This is a genomic window from Geobacter sp. FeAm09, assembly GCF_008330225.1.
Classification (GTDB): domain Bacteria; phylum Desulfobacterota; class Desulfuromonadia; order Geobacterales; family Pseudopelobacteraceae; genus Oryzomonas.
The window spans coordinates 2,415,656-2,439,737 of sequence record NZ_CP042466.1; the positions used below are offsets into that span (position 1 = coordinate 2,415,656).

The window sequence follows — 24,082 nt, forward strand, 5'->3', positions numbered from 1 at the left end:
TGAGACCTCATCTTCTCAGTTCAGACAACACGGTTTTAGCGGCAGCGGCATCGGCAAAGTCGCCAAGCGTAAGAGCTTTTTGCAATGTTCGCACCGCATTTGCCTTATCTCCGGATTCCTTGTAGGCAAGCGCCAGGTGATAATTGATCGTCGGGTTGTTCTGGAGATTGACGGCCTTTTCCAAAACCTTCTTCGCATCGCCTACACGGCGGTTCTTCAGCAGGGCATAACCAAGCGTGTCCAGAACTCCCGCATTCCCGGGTTCAAGCTTATAGGCCATGATAGCCAGGCGCAGGGCTTCTTCCTTATTGCCATGACCGTCTGCACTGAGATAGGCCAGATTGTTCAAGGCCGGTACATAGGTATTTGATTTCTCCAGGCAGAGCCGGTATTTTTCGGCGGCTTCCTTCTTTTTCCCCTTCTGGTCGAATATGGAGCCCTGCGCGTAAATGGCCGGTGCGAAGTCAGGTTTTTTACGCGCGGCGTCGACATACGCCGCCATCGCCTGATCATAATCTTTTTTAATTTCGAATAGTTTGCCCAAATAGAGGAGGGCATTCACATTATTGGCATCGACGTGCAAACCATTCTTCATTTCCCTGATCGCGCTGTTGTAATCCTTCTGGCTTTCGTAAACGGAACCGAGCAACATATAGCCGCGCGCCGAATTCGGATACTTGGTGATGACCTTGCGCGCCTGCTCTACCGCCTTGGCGGTATCCTTCATGGTTGCATAGGTATTAACCTTCAGGACAATGCCCGCCTCAGGGTTCAGGGCCTCCACGTCATCGAAAATCTTGATGGCGTCCTTGTATTTCTTATCGGCGACCAGAATGCGCCCCTTCATCTCAAGGGCAGGGACATCCCGCGGATTTATCTTGATCGCTTCATCCAGCACATTTATCGCCTTGCCGGTTTCCTTCCGTTTCAGATAATGGCTCGCCTGCGCCAAAAATGCCGCCGGGATATTGGCATCTTTCGCCTTCTGGTAATAGGCAAGGGCTGAACGGTCGTCGCCCTTTATCTCGTAGAGAGCGGCCAGGCCGAGCATTGCCTGAGCGTTATGCGGATCATTGCGGTGCAGGGTGCCGTACTCGGCAATGGCTTGGTCGTAATTACCGGTAGCGGCATAATACGTAGCCAGACTCTGGTAGGATGCGGGCAGCAGAGGGTCGATTTCTTTTGCCTTTTGCAGGTTTTTGAGGCCTTCGGCCTGCTTGTTTTCGGAGAAAGAGAGTGCCGCCAGGGCGTTATACAACACGGCATCGCCCTTCTTTCCCGTCAGGCCGGCCCTGAGAACGGACAGCGCCTTGGCATTGTTTCCCTTGCGCATATGGTAGGAGGCGAGCAGCAGGCGGCTGTTCAGAGAGTCGGGAGCCATCTTGACGGCCGCTGCAAGCTCCATTTCTCCCTCTGAATTTTTCCCGCGGCTGAAATAGTAATACCCCTTTTTCTGATAGGCATCCACCATCTTGGGATCGGCTTTTGTCGCCCGGTTCAACTCCTGCATGCCCTCTTCGAACATCCCCTTTGCCATGTAGGCGTTGCCGAGCATATTGTGGGCGACCGCATCCCTGTCATCCTGTTGCAGCACTTTATTGATCTCGGCAATCGCATCGTCAGTCCGCTTCTGGGTCAGAAGGATCGCCCCGGTCATGAGCCGGGCCTGCCGTGAAGTGGGCACCACGTCGAGGATCTTGCGGAATTGGCTCAATGCGCTTTCAAGCTCACCCAGATTATAGTTGCAGAGCCCGAGAAAGTAATATGCCTCCAAGGTCGGCGCAATCTTTATGGAGTTCTGGAGTTGGGCGGCGGCCTCCGCATACTTCTTGCGCTGGTAGCTCACCAGACCCTTCAGGCGATAGCCATCGGCTCTTTTGGGGAACTCTTTGATCAACTCGTCCGAGGCTTTGTCGGCCTTGTCGAACTCCCCCTTTTCAATGCGGATCAGCCCCGACTTGTAAGCGGCGAGTGTCTCGGAATGGCTGATTGCAAGAATTTTCTGATAAATCTCCAATGCCTTGTCGGCGTTTCCCGCACTCTTTTCCAGGGCGGCAAGCATGTAATAGGCACGGGGGTTTTTCGGGTCGGCGGCAACGATCTCATCCAGGAGCCCTTTTGCCTTCTGCTCTTTCCCGGCAGACACGTAGAGCGCAGCCAGTTCGAGTTTCGTCCGTGAACGCTGGGGGTCTGCTTTGAGGGCCTGCAGCAGGTAGCTCTCCGCGTCGTCGTACTTTTTGTTCACGGCGCACGCTATCCCCAGGGTTTCCAGACCCTCGGCGTTGCCCGGATGCTTGCCGAGGTACTGCCCCGCCAGCTTGAAAGCCTCGTCCGGCTTCTTCGAAGCAATCATCAGCTTCGCCAATTCCAGCACAACGTCATCACGGGAAGGATTCTGTTTCAGAACCTTGGTAAATTCCTTCTCCGCCTGTTCCCGTTTCCCCAGGGCGGCATATGCCTTTGCCAGTTGGAAACGCGCATCGCTATAGTTTTCATCCTTCTCCAGGGCGCTTTTGAAAAGAACCAGGGCAGCGCTCGGATTGGAACTGTTCAGCTGCTTGAGCCCCTCACTGAACAACTCCTCCTTCGATTTACTGCCGCAAGCCGAACAGGCTAACAGGATCAAGGCCACTAAAAATATCCTAAACACTTACACCCCCTCCTGGCTGGGCCAGAGACATCGTGCATGCTTCAAAGAAAGTAATTGTTCGCTACGTCCGGCTTCCTTGCCGCCCCCCCTCGCAATCCAAGCCTCCGTTGCCCATTCCGACAGCGGGATTCACAATTGTCAGAATGGTCCGACCCGCGCCAACACAGTATTGATCTGCAATTTTGCGAACAAACGGCCATCCCAGGGGGGCCAATTTACTCTTTTCCCAAGCCAAACGCTACTGTCGGTAATCTTAACAACCAGCAACGAACGGGTCAAACCATGCAAATAATCCTATGAAAACAAGCCATTGCATTGCAGGCACATAAATTGCTTAAAAAATACAAAACTTACGCGATTTTTCAAGGGCGCTTTTCAGCAACAGACCCGGCGACATGAGAGTAAAAATGATTACCGATGTGCCTGTCAGCTATTCAAACCACAAACAAGAATGCAAACACTAGGCCAACACCGTCAACAGCACACCCCAAAAACATATGACATCGTTTTGAATTTGAGTGACACTTTTATGAGGACGAACGCGAAGAACCCTTAAAATATTATAATTCACCGCCAACACCAGATAATTTTGCGGCATTTATTCAAGATATTCTTAAACACTATTATAAATTGTCATAGTTATCAACACATTTCACTGCAATTTCCCTCATAATATCAGTATCGAGGAGATACCAAAATGGAGAAGCGGAATTTCACCAGGGTTGCCTTTTCCGGCGGAGCCTCAATCAAGTATAAAGAGCAAATTCTCTGGGGGAACATCGAGAACGTGAGCCTGCAGGGTTTCTTCATCAAAACAAAGCATGATCTGCCACTCGGCAACCCGCTGGAAGTAACCATTTACCAATCTCCCAACTCATCCATTTACCTGAATGCCAGCGTGGTTCGCAGTGAAGAAGAAGGTGTAGGCATGAAAATCAGCGGAGTGGACGTAAACTCATTCGTCCGCCTCAGGGATGTGGTTTCACAGCAGTGCAACGATCAGACGCTTATCATGCATGAAACCTACAAAATGGCGAACTGCATCCACTGATTCCCGTACCCCCCCTCGTTCAGGTCATCGCCTGGACGCCCCGTCGATACCCTGTCCGCGCCACCCTCTGCTTTCCAAAATCTTGCCCATACGGAAAAACATCCGCCGCCACCTCCCCTCGCACCCTTGCCTTTCTCCTCTACAAATCACGCTAAGCGGTCTTGATGCCGCCCACCGCGGAAGAAAGGTCGGAATCCGCCAAAGCACCGACACGCGTTTTCCCAGCCCCTTGGGCGCGCCCCACGACGGCCACAATCAAGCCGGCAGCAGCACGCTCTTGTACGCGCTTAGCCGTTACAATGAAAATTGGGCAAATGCGTCGCTTTTGTGTGCCGATTTCACAACAATTTTGCTGATGCCCTGGGACCGGTGCGCTTCCCGGGCGGTTTTGTGCGTCTCAAACTGGGGCTTGGTTGCCTGGGTGGGGAAATGGTGCCATTCATACCATGCGAGACAAAACGAAAGGGACGTTATCGGCCATGATAACGTCCCTTCGAGAGGTCGGACTACGAGGGTCTATGCTTTGTTGTTCTGACGGCGTTTGCCGTAAATGGCCAGGCCGACCATACCGAGCCCCACCAACGCTATCGTGCCCGGCTCAGGCACTGGCGCCCCCGGCATATCACAGCCGGTTGCCTCGATCCCTGCACTCTCAAGGATGTAATTGCCATGGTTCCACAAGATACTGAGGGCAAGCTTGCCGTCCGCCGCGAGATCGGTAATGAGGGAGGCGGTGAAAAGGTCATTGGTTGCCCAATCCCAGCCTAACTGGTCATGAATATCGCCGCTCGTAGTATTCCATGAACCGACAACCAGCTTGACCTTGTCGGCGGCAGACCCGGCCAGATCGGTTATTTCGATGAAGAACTGAATACTGCTGATCGTATCGACACCGGGGGTAAACGGAGGCGATATGTTGAAATTTGCCGTCACATGGTCGGATGAATCGTTGAACGTTGACCCGAAGTTAATGCTGTCCGTCCATGTGTAGGAAGTCCCTGGCGTGCAGGGGTTTTCAGGCGTGCAACTTGTTGCCGAGGCAACTCCGGTCATGGCAGCCAACGTCAATCCTACCGCAATCAATCCTGCCAAAAATGTTTTCTTCATGGTGGCCTCCTCCTCAATTTGTCATACGCTTTTTCAAAGACTCGTTTGTGCAGCAAAAGTGCAAGCACAATGCCACTCCTACAACATATCAATAATATTAAATATTTTCTGTCACTCCCCTCTATAGCTCCCAATTTGTAAGTATATTCGACAAGACGTTCGGTAGCCCCGCAACGATGGAGGCTACTTAAAAACCCCAGCCGCAAAAATTTACTAAAACATTTCAAACAGTTCCGCAGACAGCCGCGTTATATAGGTATTTACTAATAATATATACAAATCTTCCTGTAAGGTATTATGTCAGACAGATTCTTCACGTGCAGAACAGAAGCACTAACGGCGATCCAGGACACTACGCACGAAGGGCAAACAAAAAGAGCCTCAAAGCCCTCTTTTGCCGTTCCGGATATGAAATTGTCATGAGGGGATGCGGACCAGCACTTTACCAGAGACTAACCGCACTGAACAACACGAGAGGGAGGGGGAACTGGAACCAGCAAGGGGCAGCACGAGACAAAAAGAAAGCGGGTCTACAGAAAACTCTGTAAACCCGCTTAAAATGGTCGGTGCGACTGGATTCGAACCAGCGACCACTAGACCCCCAGTCTAGTGCGCTACCAAGCTGCGCTACGCACCGCTATGCTACATCTGATTCCGCAAGAGCAAAAGTTCATCTCTGATATCCCGCAACAGCAGGAGATACTTCTCCGTGGGGGCTGCCGGGGGCTGTCCATCACCAGCGATGATTCTGCCCTTTGGTGTTATGCGTCTCTTTACACCTTCGATGGTAAACTTTTCGTCGTACAACAAGCGACGAACCTGAAGAATAATGTCAACTTCCCGTTTGGAATACAGTCGTTGACCGGTGGTGCTTTTCTCGGGCTTCAGGAATTCGAACTCGGTTTCCCAGAAGCGAAGCACCGAGGTCCTGACGCCTGCCATCTGGGCAACTTCACCGATCTTGTAGTACAGCTTGTCGGGAAAGGTGGCGCCCATAGCAGTATATGCTTATTTGGCCTCTTTCGCGACGGAATTGATCGCGTTTTTTAGAACCTGACTCGGCTTGAAGGTAAGGATACGCCTGGCATCGATGGTAATGGTTTCACCGGTTTGCGGATTGCGTCCTCTCCGGTCGGCCTTCCGCTTCACAACAAAATTGCCAAACCCTGCTATCTTGATCTTTTCACCTTCCTCCAAGGTACTCTTCAGGATGCTGAAAACGGTTTCGACCATTTCAGCGGACTCCTTTTTCGAGAACCCGATTTTCTGGTGAATTTTTTCTACGATGTCAGCTTTGGTCATAACAACCTCAATCAGCTAAGTTCTACGACGTCTTTACAAAGGGCAATTTTTATAACACAGGGGACGGCATTACGCAACAGGTTTTTATCTTATTGATACTTTTACCTTATTCAAAAGGCTATCTACAATCTTTCTATGCAGTTTTCCGATCTCGTCATCGGTCAGCGTACGCTCGTACGAACGGTACCGGATGCGAACGGCAATGCTCTTGAATCCTTCCGGGATACCCTTGCCCTGGTACAGGTCGAAAATGTCAACCTGCTCAACTTCCTTGGCCTTGACGCTGTGGATGCACTCGATGACCTTTTCCACCGGCAACTCCACAGGGGCCAGCATGGCGATATCCCGCGTACTGTCAGGAAAGCGGGAGGGGGCCGCGATGGTCCGTTTCTGCCGCGCCAGGGTCAACACTTTTTCGAAATCGAGCTCAAAGCAGTAAACCGGTTTATCCAGGCCGAAATTGTCCTGGACCGTCGGATGCAGTTCGCCGACCGAACCGATCCTCTCCCGGCCGACGACGATGCTGCACGATTTGCCGGGATGATAAAACGGCTCCGGCGCATCGGCCACCCATTTCACGCCGCCGACGCCCACCTGGCCGAACAGGTTTTCCAGGATGCCTTTGGCATCGAAGAAATCAACCGCCTCATTGGCGCGACTCCACCCCATCCCGTCACGGGAACCGGTCAGGGCCCCGACCACGTACAGCGGCTCGTGGGGCATCTGTTCTCCCGCAACGGGCAGATAGACCCGGCGCATCTCGAAGAGTTTCAGATCGAGCGTGCGGAAGCTGATGTTGCGGGCAACCGTTTCGAGAACGCCGGGCAGGAGGGTGGTACGCATGACCGATTGTTCATCCACCAGCGGGTTGGCCAGGCGAATCGAGCTGCGCCGCGGATCGTCTCCGGCAAGGAGCAGCTTGTCGGCGGCACCCGGGGCCGTAAAGCTGAAGTTGATGATCTCGTTCATGCCGTGATTGACCAGAATGTCCCTGACGCTCTTTTCAAGCTGCTGGTGCCGCGTCGGGCGGTCCGAGACCACCCGGGCCATGGGCAGGGTGGCGGGGATGCGGTCGAAGCCGTTGAGGCGGGCGACCTCCTCCACCAGATCGATCTCGCGCTCGATGTCGATCCGGTAGCTGGGCGGCACGACCGCCAACGCCCCCTCGGGGAGTTCCGTAACGGCGCATTCGAGCCGCTCGAGGATGGCGACGATCTCCTCGCGCGGCAGATCGATCCCGATCATGGCGTTGGCCCGCTGCGGGCGGAAGGTGATCGCCGCCGGTTCACGCCTGCCGGGGTAGATGTCGAGACTCCCCTTGGCCAGGCGGCCGCCGGCAAGCTCCACGATCAATGACGCAGCCCGGTCGAGGGCATGGATCACACCGCCGATGTCAACCCCGCGTTCGAAACGGTGGGAGGATTCGGTATGCAGGCCGAGCCGCTTGCTGGTTCTGCGGATGGCCGACGGCAGAAACCAGGCGCTCTCGAGCAGGATGTTCGTGGTGGTATCGGCAATCTCGGAGTTTTCGCCCCCCATGACGCCGGCCAGGGCGACCGGCCGCTCGGCGTCGCAGATGACCAGGTCGTCCGCGGTAAGGGTCCGCTGCTGGCTGTCCAGGGTCGTGAACCGCTCCCCTTCCGCGGCGCGGCGCACCACGATCCGCTGCCCGGCCAGGCGGTCGCAATCAAAGGCGTGCAGCGGCTGCCCCAATTCCATCATCACCAGGTTGGTGACGTCCACCACGTTGTTGATGGAGCGCACGCCAATGGCGTTGAGCCGTTTCACCAGCCACTCCGGAGAGGGGGCTATGCGGCAGCCGCTCAGGTAGCGCGCGGCATAGCGGGGGCAGTACTCGGCGTCTTCGACCGTGACGCCGATGTGCCTGTTGACCGGCTCATCGGACTCTTTGACGGCGATTTCAGGGCAATGGATCTTTGTGCCCAGCTTGGCGGCAATTTCGCGGGCAATGCCCACGGCGCTGAGGCAGTCGGCGCGGTTGGGGGTCAGGCCGATCTCAAACAGGGTATCCTTCAGCCCCAGGGCGGCAAAGACCGGGGTGCCGAGCTTCAATCCGGCGGGCAGCACCATGATGCCGGCGCTTTCCGCAGCCAGCCCCAGTTCCTTTTCCGAGCAGAGCATGCCACAGGATTCTTCGCCGCGGATCTTGGAGCGCTTGATCTTGAAATCACCCGGGAGGGTCGCGCCGATCTGGGCCAGGGCAACCGTGTCGCCCTGTTTGAAGTTTTGGGCGCCGCAGACCACGTCCAGCACCTCGGTGCCGTTGTTCACCCGGCACAGGGAAAGTTTGTCGGCGTTGGGATGCTGCCGTTTTTCCTCGACCACGGCCACCACCACATCGTCCATCCCCTCGCCAAGCTTCTCCATTCCCTCCACTTCCAGGCCGAGCATGGTAAGCAGATCGGCCAATTGGTCGGGGGTTAGATCAAAATCGACGAATTCCTTGAGCCAGTTGTAGGTAACATTCATATCAGGACACCTGAGTTCCAAAAATTTAGCAGCCTGTTGAAAAACCCAGGTTGTTCAAAAATAGTCAGATCGTCGCACCTGCTAGACAAGCCCTGCGGAGGCGTAGCGGCGCTACGCCGCACAAAAGGGCGTTCGAGGACGAAGGCCTGATGGCTGTTTTTCAACAACCTGCTAGAATTGCCGCAGAAACCGGACGTCGTTTTCGAAGAGTAGTCGCATATCGCCGATGCCGTACTTCAACATGGCAATGCGTTCGATACCCATGCCGAAGGCAAAACCCGATACCTCTTCGGCGTCGTAATTGACGTGGCGGTACACCTCGGGATCGACCATGCCGGCCCCCAGGATTTCGAGCCAGCCGCTGTTTTTACAGACACGGCACCCTTTGCCGCCGCAGATGACGCAAGCGATATCCACCTCGGCCGAGGGCTCGGTAAACGGGAAAAAACTGGGACGCAGGCGAACACCGGTTTTCTGCCCGAACAGCTGGTTGGTAAAGATGGTCAGTACCCCCTTCAGGTCGCCAAAGGTAATGCCCTTGTCCACCATCAAACCCTCGATCTGGTGAAACATGGGGGAATGGGTGGCATCGGAATCGCAGCGGTAGACCGTGCCCGGGGCGATGATCCGCACCGGCGGCTTTTGCTTCAGCATCGTCCGGATCTGGACCGGTGACGTGTGGGTGCGCAGCAGCAGGTTGTTTTCGACGAAGAAGGTATCCTGCATGTCCCTGGCAGGGTGCTCAGGGGGGAAATTGAGCGCCTCGAAGTTGTACCAGTCGTGCTCGATCTCGGGCCCCTCGGCAACGGAGAATCCCAGGCCGGCGAAGATGTCGCAGACCTCTTCGACCACCAGGGAGATGGGATGTTTGGTGCCGCCAGCCGGGCGCCGGCCGGGCAGCGTGACGTCGATCCGCTCGGATTGCAGCCGCTTTCCCCTGGCCGCTTCGCGCGTCATTTCCAGGGCGGCGTCAAGGCAGGCCTCGACCTTCTCCTTGACGGCATTGACCAACTGTCCGACAATCGGCCGTTCCTCGGAGCTGAGTGCCCCGAGCCCTTTCATGAGGGCGGTCAGTTCCCCCTTGCGGCCGAGGAACCTGACCCGTATTTCCTGGAGGGCGTCCTCGCCGGAAACGGCGGCAATGGCCTTTATGGCCTCGTCTCTCAATTTTTCTAGTTGTTCCCGCATGTAGTGACCCCGTAGTCAATCAAACCGGCAGAACCACCCGGCTGCCCAGCACGAGTCCCGGATAGGACCGGAAAACCTGTGGTTGTTTGCCGTTTCGGCAAACAACGGGCTGAACAGGACAGTAAAGGTATCCTGCCGATTCGTGAACCTTACAAAAAAAGGAATGGGATCGTTTCATCCCATTCCCTCAGTTTTGAAATCAAAACCGGTCTGCTTAGATGCCAGCCTTGGCAAGGGCAGCGATCTGGCTGAACCCGGTCGGATCGGACACGGCAATGTCGGCCAGGACCTTGCGGTCGATCTGCACGTTGGCTTTCTTGAGGCCGAAGATGAATTTGCTGTACGACAGCCCGTTGATGCGGGAAGCCGCGTTGATGCGGGTGATCCACAGACTGCGGAAATCACGCTTTTTGACACGGCGGTCGCGGAAAGCGTAATTAAGGGCGCGGTCCACCGCCTCGGTTGCACTGCGGAACAATTTGCTCCGTGCGCCCCGGTAGCCCTTGGCAAGTTTCAAGACCTTGTTGCGTCTGCGTCTCGCTTTGAATCCTCTTTTTGCGCGTGGCATGTTCTACTCCTTCATGATGAATTTCGCCCGATCCATAAGGGGAGACAGGTCCTCATGGTTCTTGGCATTATGCCGTTTCAGCAGCATGCACCGCGAGGTGCAGCAGTGAAAGCCGGTTATGAATTGGCCCTATTTGTAGGGGATCAGCTTGGCGATGTTTTTCTGGTCCACATCGGCAACCATGGCCCGCTGACGCAGGTTCCGCTTGTTCTTGCGGGTCTTGGGAGTCAGGATATGGCTGGTGAACGCCTGGCTGCGCTTGATGCGCCCGGTTCCCGTTTTCTTGAAGCGCTTGGCGGCGCCACGGTTCGTTTTGATCTTCGGCATGGGTTCTTCTCCTTGGCTATAAATGATAAACCGTAAGTGTAAATCAGCTATTTTTTCAGTTTCGGTGCAACAATCATATACATATTGCGGCCATCGACACGCGGCTGGGATTCGATCACGGCAACGTCCTGCAGTTCGGAGGCAAAGCGCTCGATTACGGCGCGACCGATATCCATGTGGGTAATTTCCCTCCCCCTAAATACCAGCGTCACCTTTGCCTTGTTCCCCTCTTCGAGGAAGCGCCTGACGTGCTTGATCTTGAACATGAGGTCATGTTCATCGGTTTTAGGCCGCAGCTTGATCTCTTTGACCTCGACATGAACCTGTTTCTTCTTGGCTTCCTGCAGCTTCTTGCTCTGCTGGTACTTGAACTTTCCGTAGTCCATGATCCGGCAGACAGGCGGAACCGCTGTCGGAGAGACTTCCACCAGGTCGAGCTGCTGCTGTTCGGCGAGTTCAAGCGCCCTGGAAGTAGGAATGACGCCCAGCGCCTCGCCATCGGCGCCGATGACACGAATCTCTGCGGCGCGGATGGCATTGTTGATGTTCACGGTCGGTTTTGCTATGACTGCACCTCCTGAATTACTTGAAGTTCCGGCATTCCAAGGCAATGAAATCGACGAAATCGGCGGGCGTCATGGGATGCAGGTTCTTGCCGTCGCGATACCGCGGCGTCACGGTGCCCTGCTCCACCTCTTTGTCACCGATCACCAACATATAGGGAACCTTCTGCAACTGGGCCTCGCGAATCTTGAAACTCAGCTTTTCATTACGGAAATCCGACTGCACCCTGACACCCGCTCCCCGTAAATGCGCCTCAACCTCCTGGGCGAACGGAATCTGGTTGTCGGTAACGGTCAGCACAATGGCCTGGACCGGCGAAAGCCAAAGCGGGAAGCTGCCGGCAAAGTGTTCTATGAGAACGCCGATGAAGCGCTCGATAGAACCGAGAATCACCCGGTGGACCATGACAGGCCGTTTTTTCTCCCCGTCCGGCCCGATATAATGGAGATCAAAACGCTCCGGAAGGGTAAAATCGCACTGAATAGTAGCACACTGCCACCGCCTGTCAAGACAATCACGCAACTTGATGTCTATCTTGGGGCCGTAGAAGGCGCCGTCACCTTCGTTGATCTCGTACGGGCGACCGGTATCCTTGAGTGCCGACAGCAGTGCGTTGGTGGCCAGATCCCAGGCGGCATCGTCACCGATGGACTTTTCCGGGCGCGTGGACAACTCCATCTCGTAATCGAAGCCGAAGATCGCCATGACATCGCTGACAAAGGAGAGGACACCCTTGATCTCGGCATCCAGCTGTTCGGGCGTGCAGAGGATGTGGGCATCATCCTGGGTGAAGCAACGCACCCGCAGCAGGCCGTGCAATACGCCGGCCCGCTCGTGGCGGTGCACCGTGCCCAGCTCGAAGAAACGCAGCGGCAGATCGCGGTAGCTGCGGAGCTGGGACTTGTAGATCATCATATGGGCAAGGCAGTTCATCGGCTTGATGCCGAACCCCTGCTCGTCCACCTCGGTAAAGTACATGTTCTCGCGGTAGTTCTCGTAGTGCCCGGAGCGCTGCCACAATTCGGTCTTGAGGATCTGGGGGCCCACCACGATGTCGTAGCCGCGCTTTAAGTGCTCCTTGCGCTCGAAGTCTTCCAGAACCGTGCGGAGCATGGCCCCTTTGGGGTGCCAGATGGCAAAGCCGGCGCCGACTTCGTCGGAAAAGGAAAAAAGGTCAAGTTCGCGCCCCAGCTTGCGGTGGTCGCGGCGTTTGGCCTCCTCCAGGCGGTTCAGGTACGCCTCGAGCTCCTTCTTGTCCACGAAGGCCGTACCGTAGATGCGCTGCAACATGCGGTTCTTTTCATCGCCGCGCCAATAGGCCCCGGCAATGGAGAGGAGCTTGAATGCCTTGATGCGGGAGGTGCTGGGCACGTGGGGACCGCGGCAGAGATCGGCAAAGCCGCCCTGGCTGTAGACCGACACCGTTTCGACGCCAAGGTCGTTGATCAGTTCGGTCTTGTAGGGCTCGCCCATCTCCTCGAACATCCGAATGGCGTCGCCGCTGGCCAGCACCCGGCGTTCGAGCTTCAGGTCGGCTGCGGCGAACTCGGCCATCTTGGCCTCGATACGCTCCAGGTCTTCGGGGGTAAAGGGGCGCTCCACGTCGAAGTCGTAGTAGAAACCGGTCTCGATGGCCGGACCGATGGTTACCTTGGCCTGGGGGAAAAGTTCCTTAACCGCCTGGGCCATCAGGTGGGAGGCGGAATGCCGGATAATTTCCAGGGCTTCGGGGCTTTTCTCGGTGATGATCGCCACCTGGGCCCCATCGCTTAACGGCGCGGAGAGGTCAACCAGTTCGCCGTTGATCTTGCCGGCCAGGGCAGCTTTCGCAAGGCCGGCCCCGATGGATGCCGCCAGATCGAAAACATTCGCGCCTGCGGGGAGTTCCCTTACGGAACCGTCGGGAAGGGTGATATTGATACTTGCCATACCAATCTCCTGTGTACTTGCCGACCTTAAGACAACCAAACAGAAAAGGCATCGAAACATCGATGCCCACGCTTGCAGCTTTGCTTAAGCACTGCTTCTTCAAATTGGTAGGCGCGGGCGGTCTCGAACCGCCGACCTCTACCGTGTCAAGGTAGCGCTCTCCCCCTGAGCTACGCGCCTATACAAGAAAGCTGGAAAGTAATAGCAACATACCGCAATCTTGTCAAGCCTATTTATCATTTTTTTCAAGCAGGGCCACGTTTTCCACATGAACCGTCTGGGGAAACATGTCTACCGGCTGGATTTCCCGGCAGCAATAGCCGCGTTTTTTCAGCGCAACCAGGTCGCGTGCCAGGCTCTGGGGATAGCAGGACACATAAATAATCCTGGCCGGCGCCAGGCTGGCGACCGAATCCAGCACATCTTCCGCACACCCCTTGCGCGGCGGGTTGAGCACCGCGACATCGATCCGCTGCCCCTCCTCCGCCAGCTCTTCGAGCAGTTCCGCCGCATCGCCGGCTTCGAAGCGGCAGTTTTTCCGGGCATTGAGCTTCGCATTCCGGCCGGCGTCCGCCACCGCCTCCTCCACGACCTCGATGCCGATCACCTGGGCCGCCTGATCGGCCAGGAACAAGGCTATCCCGCCGATGCCGCAGTAGAGGTCGAGCACATTCTCTCCGCCCCTCAGCCCGGCCCAGCGCTTCACCTGTTCGTAGATCAGGCGCGCCCCGGAATTGTTGACCTGGAGAAACGACCGTGGAGAGACCTGGAACGCAACATCGCCGATCCGCTCCGTCAGATGGTGCTGCGGCGTCAGGAACAAATCCTTCTGCCCCAAGATGACGTTCCCCTCGGAGGCGTTCACATTCTGGGCCATGACCTCGACTTCGGGGATCAGCCCCTGGACAAAACGCCCCAAATGATGGATTTCGTTGTAGGAACGCCGGGCGGTCACAAAAACTACCATGGCCTTGCGCTCATGGACGGAAACCCGCACCACCAGATAGCGCAGCAACCCCATCTTGCTGTAGGGGTTGTAGACCGGCACCTTCAGCTTGACGATCCCCTGCCGTACCGCCTCCACGACCCGGTTGATGAGCGGATGATGGAGCGGACACTGGTCCAGGTCGTAGACATCGTGGCTGGCGCGGCGGTAGATGCCGATGAACGGATCGGACCACTTGCCGGCGATGGTCAGTTTTGCCGTGGTACGATAGTGGATCAGGTTCTCGGGGGAGAGCAGCGGGTGAACGGTAATACCTGCCAAATCACTATGCTTGGCCAGTTCCGCCAGGATCATGCCCCGCTTCCAGGCGGTCTGTTCACGGTACTTCATGGCGATCAGAGGGCAGCCGAGACAGTCGGCGCTTTCCGTACAGGGGGGGCGCTTGCTGCGTAGCGGCGAGGGGTGCAGCAGCTTGAGCATATGGCCATAGGCGGTGCCATGGGAGACATGGTCGATCCTGGCCAGGACGACATCATTCGGCAGAGCCCCGCCGACCCGGAGCGTCATCCCGTCGTCGGTGCGCACCGTCCCGTAACCATCCTCATCCAGGGCGGTCATGGTAAACTCCATCACCGCATTACGCTTGATGTGGGGGGTAAAGCGGGGGCTCCCGGATGCGGCCGCAGTGCCGCGGGGGGAAACGGGTGGCCGTGCGGGGCGTTTTCCCCCGCGCTTTAATTCACGTTCGTCTTTCACTATTTGTCGCACCCCTCCTGGAGATACCCCCGAAACAGACTGAAGGCCTGCCCCCGGTGACTGATACGGTTTTTCTCGTCGACGCCGAACTCCGCCATGGTCCGGTCATAGCCATCGACCAGAAACAGCGGATCATAGCCAAAGCCGCCTTCGCCGCGCGCGCTCTCGAGAATGCGCCCCTCCACCCTGCCGGTGAAGGTATGCGCATCGCCGTCGGGCGTTACGAAAGCCAAGGTGCAGACAAAGGCCGCTCTTCTCGATTCGGCGGGCACTCCCGCCAATTCGGTGAGCAGTTTGGCATTGTTGGCGGCATCACCCGCACCCTCGCCGGCAAAACGGGCCGAATAGACGCCGGGGCGGCCCTCAAGCGCATCCACCACCAACCCGGAATCATCCGCCAGGGCCGGCAGCCCGCTGAAGCTGGCGGCTTCACGGGCCTTTTTGAGGGCATTTTCCGCAAAGGTCGCCCCGTCCTCCACCGTATCCGGAAAATCCGCAAAATCAACGGCGCAGCGAACCGAAGCGACCAGACCGGTGAGCAGGGCCTGAATCTCCAGCAACTTTCCCCGGTTACGTGTGGCAACGACGAGTTCCTTCATCCCCGCAGCGCCTCCTGCTGAAAGGCAAAGAGCTGCCGGATGCCGGCCATGGCCTGGCCGCGCATGGCATCCATCTGCTCGATGGTGAACGGTTCGGCCTCGGCCGTCCCCTGAACCTCCACAAAGCGGCCGCTGGAAGTCATGACGAAATTCATGTCCACCTCGGCGCCGGAATCTTCCTGGTAATTCAGGTCCAGCATCGGTTCGCCGCCGATAATGCCCACACTGACCGCGGCTACGGCCTCCTTGAGCGGAATATCGGCCAACGCCCCCTTGTCGCGGAGTCCGGCCAGGGCATCCGCCAGGGCCACGTAGGCGCCGGTGATGGCGGCGGTCCTCGTGCCGCCGTCGGCCTGAATCACGTCGCAGTCGATGTAAATGGACCGTTCGCCCAACCGGGCCAGGTCGGTAACGGCGCGCAACGAGCGCCCGATCAGGCGCTGAATCTCAAGCGTCCGGCCGGTCTGCTTCCCTTTCGCCGCTTCGCGCGGCGACCGGGTGTGGGTGGCCCGGGGCAGCATTGCGTACTCGGCCGTTACCCAGCCGGTCCCCTTGCCCTTCAAAAACGACGGAACGGATTCCTCAACCGATGCCGTGCAGATGACCCGCGTGTCGCCGAACGCGATCAGCACGGACCCCTCGGCATGCTTGGTGAAGCCTCGCGTAATGGTGATGGGACGCAGATCGCTGCATCCCCGGCCGTCATTCCTTATCATGCCCTACTCCTTCCGGTAAAAATCTGGAAGGTGTTCAATATCCTTTCGCCGCCCGCGTGTCAAACAAAAAGGGAACCTGAAACAGGTCCCCTTGCTTGTTCAAACCTCATGTACAGCGTTCTATCAGCCGAGGTGTGTGTCGTTGCAGCGCGTCCGGTTGGCAAGAATGGTGGAGTCGAGCATTTCGCCACAGCATGTGCATTTCCATGCGTCGAACGAGCGGACAAAATCGTAGAATTTCTCGGCAAACATACGGCCTTTGCAGCGTGGACATTGCATAGCACTCCTCCTCATAGCGAAATTTCAGCAAAATCAGTACCTATGAGTGTTTACATCATGCGTGCCAAGTCCCGCCGTGTAATGCGACAAAAAGCGTCGGCTAAAGATATTAGCTTTATATTCGGCAAGTTAGAAATATTTTTTTATGACTTCATACCTCTTTTCCCCTATTCCCTCCACGTTGCGCAGTTCCTCCAGGGCCATCGAACCGCCATTTTTTTGACGATGTTTGACAATGCGCTCTGCGATCACCGGACCGATGCCCGGGAGCCGGTCAAAATCAGCCGCCCCCATGGCATCGATATCCAAGGGTATGCCCATGAGCATTCTTTCGGAAGTGCCAAGGGAGGTAACGAGCACCTCCCCCCGCCCGTCCTGGCCGATCACGAAACCGATGCGGTCGCCATTTCGGAGACGCCGTTCAGCAACCCCTGCCGGGGCAAGTACTGTAAAGGGTCGCAGCGGGTTCGCCATTTTTATGACGCTTATCGTCATCATATTGGCGGAAAGTGGATATATCCCGGGATGGGCCACATCCCCCGACACGCGCACGAATCCCTCGACGGAAAAACCCGCCAGAGCGGCGTGTTGCGCGCTTTGGCGGGTTTTAATGCCAACAGGGATCAAAACGACCGCTGCAATGAGAAGAAGGATTATGCGCTCGTAACGAACCATGTCCCGCCTCCCGGGCGGAGCCGTGAGCCGATGGCATCTACGGCTTTGCCCGTTGTCATGGTACTGCCCGCCGGACGGCTATTCCTGTTCCTCCGACTTGTGCAGCTTGAAATCAATGCTGTCGATCAGCGCCTGGTACGAGGCATCGATGATATTATCGGAGACGCCGACGGTTCCCCAGCGCGTATGCTTGTCGCCCGACTCGATCAGGACGCGGGTCGATGAAGCCGTTCCCTGCCCTGCCGGCAGAACGCGGACCTTGTAGTCCTGGAGCTTGACCTCTTTGAGTCTGGGGTAGAATTTCTCCAACGCCTTGCGGATGGCGTTGTCCAGGGCGTTGACCGGCCCGCTCCCCACGGCGGCGGTATGTTCGACCTTGCCGCCGACCCTGACCATGATGGTCGCCTCGGCCAGGGGCTTCTGGTCCTCGCCCCGCTTTTCGTCGATGACCCGGAACCCGAGAACGGTGAAAAACTTGCGATGGGTACCCAGGGCCTTCTTCATCAACAGCTCGAAGGATGCTTCGGCGCCTTCGAACTGGTATCCGCGGTTTTCCATCTCCTTGATATTGTCCAGGATTTCCAGGGTGACCGGGTCCTTGCTGTCCAGGTTGATGTTGAACTCTTCCGCCTTGGCCAGGATGTTCGAACGGCCGGAGAGGTCTGAAACGAGGACGCGGGTGCAATTGCCGACCAGTTCGGGGCGCATGTGTTCGTACGTCTCCGGATGGCGCTGGATGGCGCTGACATGCACCCCTCCCTTGTGGGCAAAGGCGGAGTTGCCCACATAGGCCTGGTGCTTGTCGGGGGAGATGTTGACCAGTTCATAGACGAAGCGGGATACGTCCCTGAGGTGGCGCATCTGTTCGTCGCTGATGCACTCCTTGCCCATCTTGACCTTGAGGGCGGGGATGATGGAGCAGAGGTTGGCATTGCCGCAGCGCTCGCCAAAACCGTTGAAGGTCCCCTGCACCTGCACGATCCCCAGGTCCACGGCGTGCAGGGAGTTGGCCACGGCGCATTCGGAGTCGTTATGGGCGTGGATGCCGAGGGGCGTCTTGATCTGTTTTTTCACCGCCCTGATGATCTCGGCCACCTCGAACGGCATGGTCCCGCCATTGGTGTCGCACAGGATGATGCAATCGGCGTTGGCCTCTTCCGCCGCCTTGAGGGTCTTGATGGCATAGTCGGGATTGGCCTTGTAACCGTCGAAGAAATGCTCCGCATCGTAAAAGACTTCCGGCGCGTGCTTTTTCAGATACTCCAGGGAGTCGAAAATCAGCTCCAGGTTTTCCTCCAGGGAGATGCGCAGCGCCTCGCGGACATGGAAGTCCCATGTCTTGCCGAAGATCGTGATGGCATCGGCCTCCGCCTTGATCAGGGTGACGATGTTGTTGTCCTTCTCCGGCGTCACCTTGGCCCGGCGGGTGGAACCGAAGGCGGCAATCTTGGCCTGGCGCAGCTTTTCCTTCTTGATGTCTTTGAAAAAAGCCACATCCTTGGGATTGCTCCCCGGCCATCCCCCCTCGATATACTGGATCCCAAGCTCGTCCAGTTTACGGGCTATGCGGACCTTGTCCTCAACCAGTAACGAGATATCTTCTGCCTGGGTACCATCCCGCAGGGTTGTGTCGTACAATTTTACAAGGCTCATCGCTACCTCCCCAAGCATCGGCATTTTAAGATTCATAGGAAACAGAGTTCCATGTTTGTATACTTTTTCTGAACTATTTTCAACATGCCCGTGGCCCAGACGGTCATCCACCCCCGGAATGCACAAAAGGGCTTACAGGTTAAAACCTGCAAAGCCCTTTTGTCGTTTCATGCTGGTGCCCGGAGCCGGGATCGAACCGGCACGACCCGAGAGTCGAGAGATTTTAAGTCTCTTGCGTCTACCAGTTCCGCCATCCGGGCGGCGGTCAACCATTGGGGGGAACGGCACTGCCTGTTCAGCAGTTCACCCGTTCCTTCAGTTCCTTGCCGGTTTTGAAAAACGGGGTTTTTTTCGCCGGAATGCGGACAACTTCCCCGCTCTTGGGATTGCGGGCCTCGCGCCCCGAGCGTTCACGTATCGTAAAGCTGCCAAACCCGCGAATCTCCACCTTATCGCCGGTCTTCAGAGCATCCTCGATGGAGTCGAAAACCGTGTTCACCAGGGCTTCAGACACCTTCATATTCAACATTCCATGCGTCTGGACGACTTTCTCGATCAGTTCACTTTTGGTCATCGCATCATCTCCTGCTTCGTAGTAACACGGGTATTATTGGTTGTTTTTGTTGTTGAGTTCCTGCTGCAAAAGCTCGCCGAGGTTGGAGGTCGCTTCCCCCTGGGAACCCAGGTACTGGGCGAACTCGGCCTTCTCGGCCGCGGCCTGCATCGCCTTGATGGAGAGCGAGATGCGGCGTTCGCGGGAGTCGCAGCTCAACACCACCGCCTCGAGGTTGTCGCCGATAGCGGCGAATTCCTTGGCCGACGGCACTTTCTCCCGGGAAAGTTCGGACACGTGGATCAGGCCCTCGATCCCCTCTTCGAGCTCGACAAAGACGCCGAAATCGGTCAGGGAGGTCACTTTGCCGGTCACCTTGGCGCCGGCCCGGTACTTATCGGGAGCAAGGCTCCAGGGGTCCGGCTCAAGCTGCTTGATGCCGAGGGAGAGCCGTTCGTTGTCCACATCCACCTTGAGGACCACGGCCTGGACGAGTTGCGCCTTTTCGTAGACATCGCCGGGATGCTTCACCCGCTTGGTCCACGAGATGTCGGAAACGTGCACCAGGCCGTCGATGCCGTCCTCTATGCCGATGAACATGCCGAAATCGGTCATGTTTTTGATCTGGCCTTCGATCTTGGTGCCGACGGGGTACTTTTCGGCAATGGTCTTCCAGGGGTTTTCCGATACCTGCTTCAGCCCCAGGGAGATCTTGCGGTTGTCCATGTCGATACCCAGCACGACCGCCTCGACCTCGTCACCGACCGTGAGCACATCGGCGGCACGGCGGACCCGCTTGGTCCAGGACATCTCGGATACATGGATCAGCCCTTCGACGCCCGGCTCCAGTTCCACAAAGGCGCCGTATTCCATCAGGCTGACGACGCGGCCCCTGATACGGCTCTCCAGGGGATAGCGGGAAGGGACTTCCAGCCAGGGGTCGGAAAGGGTCTGCTTGATGCCGAGGGAGATTTTCCCCTTGGCCCGATCGAATTTGAGCACCTTGGCGGTAACCTGCTGCCCCGGCTTGAGGATATCCGACGGTTTGCCCACCCGCCCCCAGGAGAGGTCGGAAACGTGCAGCAGGCCATCAACGCCCCCCAGATCCACAAACGCCCCGTAATCGGTGACATTCTTGACGACGCCTTCCACGATCTGCCCTTCTTCCAGCTTTTCAAGGGTCACGTCGCGCATGGAAGCGCGTTCCTCTTCAAGGATGGCGCGGCGGGAGAGAACGATGTTGTCGCGTTTCTGGTTCAGCTTGATGATCTTGAACTTCGCCTTCAGGCCGATGTAGCTGTCGGCGTCGGACGACGGTCTGATATCCACCTGCGACGTGGGAAGGAAGGCGGGAACGCCGATATCCACCGTATAACCGCCGTTGACCCGCGCCGTAATGGTCCCTTCGATAATGCCGCCCTCCTGCCCGGAACCGCCGATCTTTTCCCAGGCGGCCAGGTAGTCGGCCTTTCTTTTCGAGAGGATATACCCTTTTTTCCCGTCTTCGCGCGTCATGAGAACACGAATGCGCTCACCGACCTGGACCGTAATCTCGCCATTGGCATCACGGAACTCGTTTGCCGACACAAAGCCTTCCGACTTGAGGCCGATATCCACCAAGACGGTGTCCTGATCAATACGGACTACCGTACCTTCTATAATTTTATCCCGCTCGGGCCTTTCTTTGAGACTCTCGTTGTAGAGCGCGGCAAATTCACTGCTTTGCTGTTCAGCGTCGTCGTCTTGCTCACCGGTGTCTGAAGTGTCGAGCCGTTTGAAATCAACCATTACAACTTACCCCCTGGACGTTTTTCTATCTTTCTGATTTCCTGTTTTGTATATGATCTATTTGTAAGCATAATAATATAGCAACGAGTTTGAAAAAATTCAATTGCTTTTATTGAGCTCCTCAATCCTGCTCACCACTTCATCGATGATCCATTTGGGGGTCGAGGCCCCGGCCGTGACCCCAACCCGTTCCACCCCGCTGAACCAGTCGGGGTCGATTTCGGCGGCGGTCTCTATATGGTGGGTGCGCGGCTGGATTTCGACACAGACCTCGGCCAGGCGGCGCGTGTTGGCGCTGTTGAACCCCCCCACCACCAGCATGCAGTCAACCTGGCACGCCAGTTCCTTGGCTTCCTCCTGGCGCACCGCCGTGGCGTCGCAGATCGTGTTGAACACGCGGATCTCGCCGCCCCGCAGGAGGCATTCCGACACGACGTTCTTGAGGTTTTCGAACGACTGGGTCGTCTGGGCGACAACCCCGATCTTGTTCATCTTGGGGAGCTTGGCGACCTCTTCGCCGGAACCGACGACGAACACCTTGTCGCCGCCGTAGGAGACAATCCCCTGGACCTCGGGATGGTCGGCATCCCCCACCACAACCACGCCGTAACCGGTCTCCGAAAGCCGCTTGACATGCTCCTGGGCCTTCTTGACGAAGGGGCAGGTCGCATCGACGATCTCCAACTGCTTTTGCACGGCCTCTTCGATCTCGTGGGAAGCCACCCCGTGGGAACGGATGATGATGGTGCCGCAATCCATGGTATCAAGGTTCTTGAGCACCTTGACCCCCATCTCCTCCAGCTTGTTGACCACCTGGGGCGAATGGATGATCGGCCCGAGGGTATAGGTCTTTTTGTCGATGCCCGCCGCCTCGAAGGCCATCTGGGTGGCCCGCTTGACGCCGAAGCAGAATCCTGCGCGTTTTGCGAGAATGACTTTCATGGTATCGTCCCAGCCTGTTGGATTTTTTTCCTGGCGATGTCTTCCATCCTGTTCAGCACCTCGTCGACACTGCTGTGGGACGAATCGACGGGAATGGCGTCCTCGGCCTGGCGGAGCGGGGCAAGATCGCGCTGGGAATCCTGGTGATCCCGCCGGGAGACCGCTTCGATGGTCTCTTCCAGGGTAACCTGCTCCCCGTTGCCGATCAGCTCGGCGAAACGGCGCTTCCCCCGTTCCTCGGGAGAGGCGAAGAGAAAAAACTTGAGATCGGCATCGGGAAAGACGGCCGTACCGATGTCCCGGCCCTCCAGCACCACCCCGCCGTCCCGCCCCAGCCGGCGCTGAAGCAGCATCATGGATTCGCGCACCGGCCTGAGGGCCGAGATGCGCGAGGTCATGAGGGACATCTCCGGCGTCCGGATCAACTCCGTCACATCCTGCCCATTGGCAAACACCCTCTGGGAGCAGTTGGCGCTGTCGAGGCGAATATCCGCGCTGCTGCAGAGCCGCTCCACGGCAGCGGCATCGCCCGGGTCGATCCCCGCCTGCCCCACCAGGAATGCCACGGCCCGGTACATGGCGCCGGTATCGATCTGGAGATAGCCGAGCCTCTTGGCCAGCAAACGGGCGATGGTGCTCTTGCCGGCTCCGGAAGGGCCATCGATGGCAATGATCAGGCCGTTGGGACGTGCGCTCACGGCCATCACCTGCCGGCAACCTGATCCAGCAACGGGAAAAAGGAGGGAAAGGAGGTTGCCACGCACTCCACGTCGCGGATGGATACCTCGCCCTGCGCCACCAGGGACGCAACCGCCAGGGACATGGCGATACGGTGGTCCCCGCAGCTCTCCACGGCGCCGCCGCCCAGACGCTCCGTGCCGACGATGTCCATACCGTCGTCGCACTCCTCGACCGCAACCCCGAGCGTACGCAGGTTTGCCGCCATGGCCGCGATCCGGTCGGTTTCCTTGACCCGCAACTCCTTGGCGTCCCGCACCGTGGTCCGCCCTTCCGCGCAGGCCGCGGCCACGCAAATGACCGGGAATTCGTCGATGGCCCGCGGCACCACGTCGCCGGAGATCTGGATTCCCTTCAGCCGCGACGAGCGGACCAGGATATCGGCCACCGGCTCGCCGGAGACTTCGCGTTCGTGAAGCAGTTCGAGGGAACCGCCCATGGACCTGAGAATGTCGATGATTCCCGTACGGGTAGGATTGATGCCCACGTTGCTGATGAGCAGTTCCGATCCGGGCGTGATCAGGGCCGCGACCATGAAGAAGGCCGCCGAGGAGATGTCGCCCGGCACCCCGATTTCCTGGCCGGTGAGTTCGGTTCCCCCGCGAACCGTGACGCCGTTTTTGAAGACCTCCAGAGAGGCCCCGAACAACCGGAACATGCGCTCTGAATGATCACGGGAAAGGGTCGGTTCGCGGACCGAGGTCTCCCCGTCTGCGTACAGGCCGGCCAGCATGATGGCAGACTTCACCTGGGCGCTGGAAACCGGCGATTCGTAACCAATGGCGTTCAGGGCGCCCCCGGTGATGGCAAGCGGCGCCAGGGTTCCCTTGTCGCGGCCCATGATGCGGGCACCCATGCGGACAAGCGGCTCGACCACCCGTTTCATGGGGCGTTTGCGCAGATACTGATCGCCGGTTACCACCGAGAAGAAGGACTGGCCGGCCAGAAGGCCGGTCAGAAGGCGGATGCTGGTGCCGGAATTACCGCAATCGACGATGTCCGTGGGCTCCTTGAGGCCATGCAGCCCCTGGCCGTATATGGTCACGGTTTCGCCGTCGTCCTCGATCCGCACCCCCATGGCGCGAAAGGCGCTCATGGTCGCCATGTTGTCTTCACCGCGCAGAAATCCCCTGACGGTGGTGACGCCATTGGCAATGGCCCCCAGCATGATGGACCGGTGGGAGATGGACTTGTCCCCGGGAACAATGATCTCGCCCTTGACGGACGATGCAGGTTGCACAGTGATGGATTTCACGCAAAG

The 24,082-nt window shown here is 57.6% G+C and carries 21 protein-coding genes and 3 tRNA genes; 1 reads left to right on the forward strand and 23 read right to left on the reverse strand.

Annotation, left to right across the window (positions count from 1 at the left end):
• Nucleotides 1-7: 7 nt before the first annotated feature.
• A complete protein-coding gene (prsT, locus tag FO488_RS11235) occupies nt 8-2,632 on the reverse strand; it encodes an XrtA/PEP-CTERM system TPR-repeat protein PrsT (RefSeq protein ID WP_240731869.1) in 2,625 nt (874 codons plus the stop codon).
• A 715-nt stretch (nt 2,633-3,347) separates the two neighbouring features.
• Here prsT and FO488_RS11240 point away from each other — a divergent pair.
• Entirely contained in the window at nt 3,348-3,701 is a 354-nt protein-coding gene (locus tag FO488_RS11240; protein ID WP_149210645.1) for a PilZ domain-containing protein, read from the forward strand.
• A 516-nt stretch (nt 3,702-4,217) separates the two neighbouring features.
• Here the strand turns inward: FO488_RS11240 and FO488_RS20005 are convergent.
• The 22 genes from FO488_RS20005 to aroA form a co-directional block, all read right to left on the reverse strand.
• Entirely contained in the window at nt 4,218-4,808 is a 591-nt protein-coding gene (locus FO488_RS20005; protein ID WP_240731871.1) for a PEP-CTERM sorting domain-containing protein, read from the reverse strand.
• 560 nt (nt 4,809-5,368) lie between these two features.
• A tRNA-Pro gene (locus tag FO488_RS11250) sits at nt 5,369-5,445 on the reverse strand.
• Between the two features lie 5 nt (nt 5,446-5,450).
• Nucleotides 5,451-5,804, reverse strand: coding sequence for a MerR family transcriptional regulator (locus FO488_RS11255; RefSeq protein ID WP_149210646.1), 354 nt, complete (start codon nt 5,802-5,804; stop codon nt 5,451-5,453).
• A gap of 12 nt (nt 5,805-5,816) precedes the next feature.
• Entirely contained in the window at nt 5,817-6,110 is a 294-nt protein-coding gene (locus FO488_RS11260; RefSeq protein ID WP_149210647.1) for an integration host factor subunit alpha, read from the reverse strand.
• A gap of 84 nt (nt 6,111-6,194) precedes the next feature.
• Nucleotides 6,195-8,600, reverse strand: coding sequence for a phenylalanine--tRNA ligase subunit beta (pheT, locus tag FO488_RS11265; RefSeq protein ID WP_149210648.1), 2,406 nt, complete (start codon nt 8,598-8,600; stop codon nt 6,195-6,197).
• 171 nt (nt 8,601-8,771) lie between these two features.
• Complete coding sequence (pheS, locus tag FO488_RS11270; RefSeq protein WP_149210649.1) at nt 8,772-9,788, reverse strand: phenylalanine--tRNA ligase subunit alpha; 1,017 nt, start codon at nt 9,786-9,788, stop codon at nt 8,772-8,774.
• Nucleotides 9,789-10,002: 214 nt separating this feature from the next.
• Nucleotides 10,003-10,356 (reverse strand): 50S ribosomal protein L20, encoded by a 354-nt coding sequence (gene rplT / locus FO488_RS11275; protein ID WP_149210650.1) that lies wholly within the window; start codon nt 10,354-10,356, stop codon nt 10,003-10,005.
• Nucleotides 10,357-10,485: 129 nt separating this feature from the next.
• Nucleotides 10,486-10,683 (reverse strand): 50S ribosomal protein L35, encoded by a 198-nt coding sequence (gene rpmI, locus FO488_RS11280; protein WP_149210651.1) that lies wholly within the window; start codon nt 10,681-10,683, stop codon nt 10,486-10,488.
• A 47-nt stretch (nt 10,684-10,730) separates the two neighbouring features.
• Nucleotides 10,731-11,249, reverse strand: coding sequence for a translation initiation factor IF-3 (gene infC, locus FO488_RS11285; RefSeq protein WP_149212166.1), 519 nt, complete (start codon nt 11,247-11,249; stop codon nt 10,731-10,733).
• A gap of 16 nt (nt 11,250-11,265) precedes the next feature.
• Nucleotides 11,266-13,176 (reverse strand): threonine--tRNA ligase, encoded by a 1,911-nt coding sequence (gene thrS, locus FO488_RS11290; RefSeq protein ID WP_149210652.1) that lies wholly within the window; start codon nt 13,174-13,176, stop codon nt 11,266-11,268.
• A gap of 105 nt (nt 13,177-13,281) precedes the next feature.
• Nucleotides 13,282-13,356, reverse strand: a tRNA-Val gene (locus FO488_RS11295).
• A 49-nt stretch (nt 13,357-13,405) separates the two neighbouring features.
• Nucleotides 13,406-14,878, reverse strand: a complete 1,473-nt coding sequence (gene rlmD / locus FO488_RS11300) for a 23S rRNA (uracil(1939)-C(5))-methyltransferase RlmD (RefSeq protein ID WP_240731873.1) — start codon at nt 14,876-14,878, stop codon at nt 13,406-13,408.
• Nucleotides 14,878-15,477: an XTP/dITP diphosphatase gene (locus FO488_RS11305; RefSeq protein WP_149210654.1), complete on the reverse strand. Its 600-nt coding sequence runs from the start codon at nt 15,475-15,477 to the stop codon at nt 14,878-14,880. Before FO488_RS11305 ends, rlmD begins: the two co-directional genes overlap by 1 nt.
• Nucleotides 15,474-16,190: a ribonuclease PH gene (rph, locus tag FO488_RS11310; RefSeq protein WP_149212167.1), complete on the reverse strand. Its 717-nt coding sequence runs from the start codon at nt 16,188-16,190 to the stop codon at nt 15,474-15,476. The genes FO488_RS11305 and rph overlap by 4 nt, the downstream gene beginning before the upstream one ends.
• A gap of 411 nt (nt 16,191-16,601) precedes the next feature.
• The gene (locus tag FO488_RS11320) at nt 16,602-17,147 is read right to left on the reverse strand and encodes a helix-hairpin-helix domain-containing protein (protein WP_149210656.1); all 546 of its coding nucleotides are present in this window, start codon (nt 17,145-17,147) and stop codon (nt 16,602-16,604) included.
• A 78-nt stretch (nt 17,148-17,225) separates the two neighbouring features.
• Nucleotides 17,226-18,800 carry a citramalate synthase gene (cimA, locus tag FO488_RS11325; protein ID WP_149210657.1) on the reverse strand — a complete coding sequence of 525 codons (1,575 nt, stop codon included), beginning with the start codon at nt 18,798-18,800 and terminating at the stop codon, nt 17,226-17,228.
• Between the two features lie 173 nt (nt 18,801-18,973).
• Nucleotides 18,974-19,060, reverse strand: a tRNA-Leu gene (locus tag FO488_RS11330).
• A gap of 35 nt (nt 19,061-19,095) precedes the next feature.
• Nucleotides 19,096-19,374, reverse strand: coding sequence for an integration host factor subunit beta (locus FO488_RS11335; RefSeq protein ID WP_149210658.1), 279 nt, complete (start codon nt 19,372-19,374; stop codon nt 19,096-19,098).
• A 33-nt stretch (nt 19,375-19,407) separates the two neighbouring features.
• Nucleotides 19,408-21,141, reverse strand: a complete 1,734-nt coding sequence (locus tag FO488_RS11340; protein ID WP_149210659.1) for a 30S ribosomal protein S1 — start codon at nt 21,139-21,141, stop codon at nt 19,408-19,410.
• A 99-nt stretch (nt 21,142-21,240) separates the two neighbouring features.
• Nucleotides 21,241-22,083: a 4-hydroxy-3-methylbut-2-enyl diphosphate reductase gene (gene ispH / locus FO488_RS11345; protein ID WP_149210660.1), complete on the reverse strand. Its 843-nt coding sequence runs from the start codon at nt 22,081-22,083 to the stop codon at nt 21,241-21,243.
• Entirely contained in the window at nt 22,080-22,787 is a 708-nt protein-coding gene (gene cmk, locus FO488_RS11350; protein WP_149210661.1) for a (d)CMP kinase, read from the reverse strand. Before cmk ends, ispH begins: the two co-directional genes overlap by 4 nt.
• Nucleotides 22,787-24,076 (reverse strand): 3-phosphoshikimate 1-carboxyvinyltransferase, encoded by a 1,290-nt coding sequence (gene aroA, locus FO488_RS11355; RefSeq protein WP_149210662.1) that lies wholly within the window; start codon nt 24,074-24,076, stop codon nt 22,787-22,789. The genes cmk and aroA overlap by 1 nt, the downstream gene beginning before the upstream one ends.
• Between the last annotated feature and the right edge of the window lie 6 nt (nt 24,077-24,082).

Coding starts and splice junctions, on each gene's coding strand:
- FO488_RS11240 (WP_149210645.1), top strand. CDS start 3,348: ATGGAGAAGCGGAATTTCACCAGGGTTGCCTTTTCCGGCGGAGCCTCA.
- FO488_RS20005 (WP_240731871.1), bottom strand. CDS start 4,808: ATGAAGAAAACATTTTTGGCAGGATTGATTGCGGTAGGATTGACGTTG.
- FO488_RS11255 (WP_149210646.1), bottom strand. CDS start 5,804: ATGGGCGCCACCTTTCCCGACAAGCTGTACTACAAGATCGGTGAAGTT.
- FO488_RS11260 (WP_149210647.1), bottom strand. CDS start 6,110: ATGACCAAAGCTGACATCGTAGAAAAAATTCACCAGAAAATCGGGTTC.
- pheT (WP_149210648.1), bottom strand. CDS start 8,600: ATGAATGTTACCTACAACTGGCTCAAGGAATTCGTCGATTTTGATCTA.
- pheS (WP_149210649.1), bottom strand. CDS start 9,788: ATGCGGGAACAACTAGAAAAATTGAGAGACGAGGCCATAAAGGCCATT.
- rplT (WP_149210650.1), bottom strand. CDS start 10,356: ATGCCACGCGCAAAAAGAGGATTCAAAGCGAGACGCAGACGCAACAAG.
- rpmI (WP_149210651.1), bottom strand. CDS start 10,683: ATGCCGAAGATCAAAACGAACCGTGGCGCCGCCAAGCGCTTCAAGAAA.
- thrS (WP_149210652.1), bottom strand. CDS start 13,176: ATGGCAAGTATCAATATCACCCTTCCCGACGGTTCCGTAAGGGAACTC.
- FO488_RS11305 (WP_149210654.1), bottom strand. CDS start 15,477: ATGAAGGAACTCGTCGTTGCCACACGTAACCGGGGAAAGTTGCTGGAG.
- FO488_RS11320 (WP_149210656.1), bottom strand. CDS start 17,147: ATGGTTCGTTACGAGCGCATAATCCTTCTTCTCATTGCAGCGGTCGTT.
- cimA (WP_149210657.1), bottom strand. CDS start 18,800: ATGAGCCTTGTAAAATTGTACGACACAACCCTGCGGGATGGTACCCAG.
- FO488_RS11335 (WP_149210658.1), bottom strand. CDS start 19,374: ATGACCAAAAGTGAACTGATCGAGAAAGTCGTCCAGACGCATGGAATG.
- FO488_RS11340 (WP_149210659.1), bottom strand. CDS start 21,141: ATGGTTGATTTCAAACGGCTCGACACTTCAGACACCGGTGAGCAAGAC.
- ispH (WP_149210660.1), bottom strand. CDS start 22,083: ATGAAAGTCATTCTCGCAAAACGCGCAGGATTCTGCTTCGGCGTCAAG.
- cmk (WP_149210661.1), bottom strand. CDS start 22,787: ATGGCCGTGAGCGCACGTCCCAACGGCCTGATCATTGCCATCGATGGC.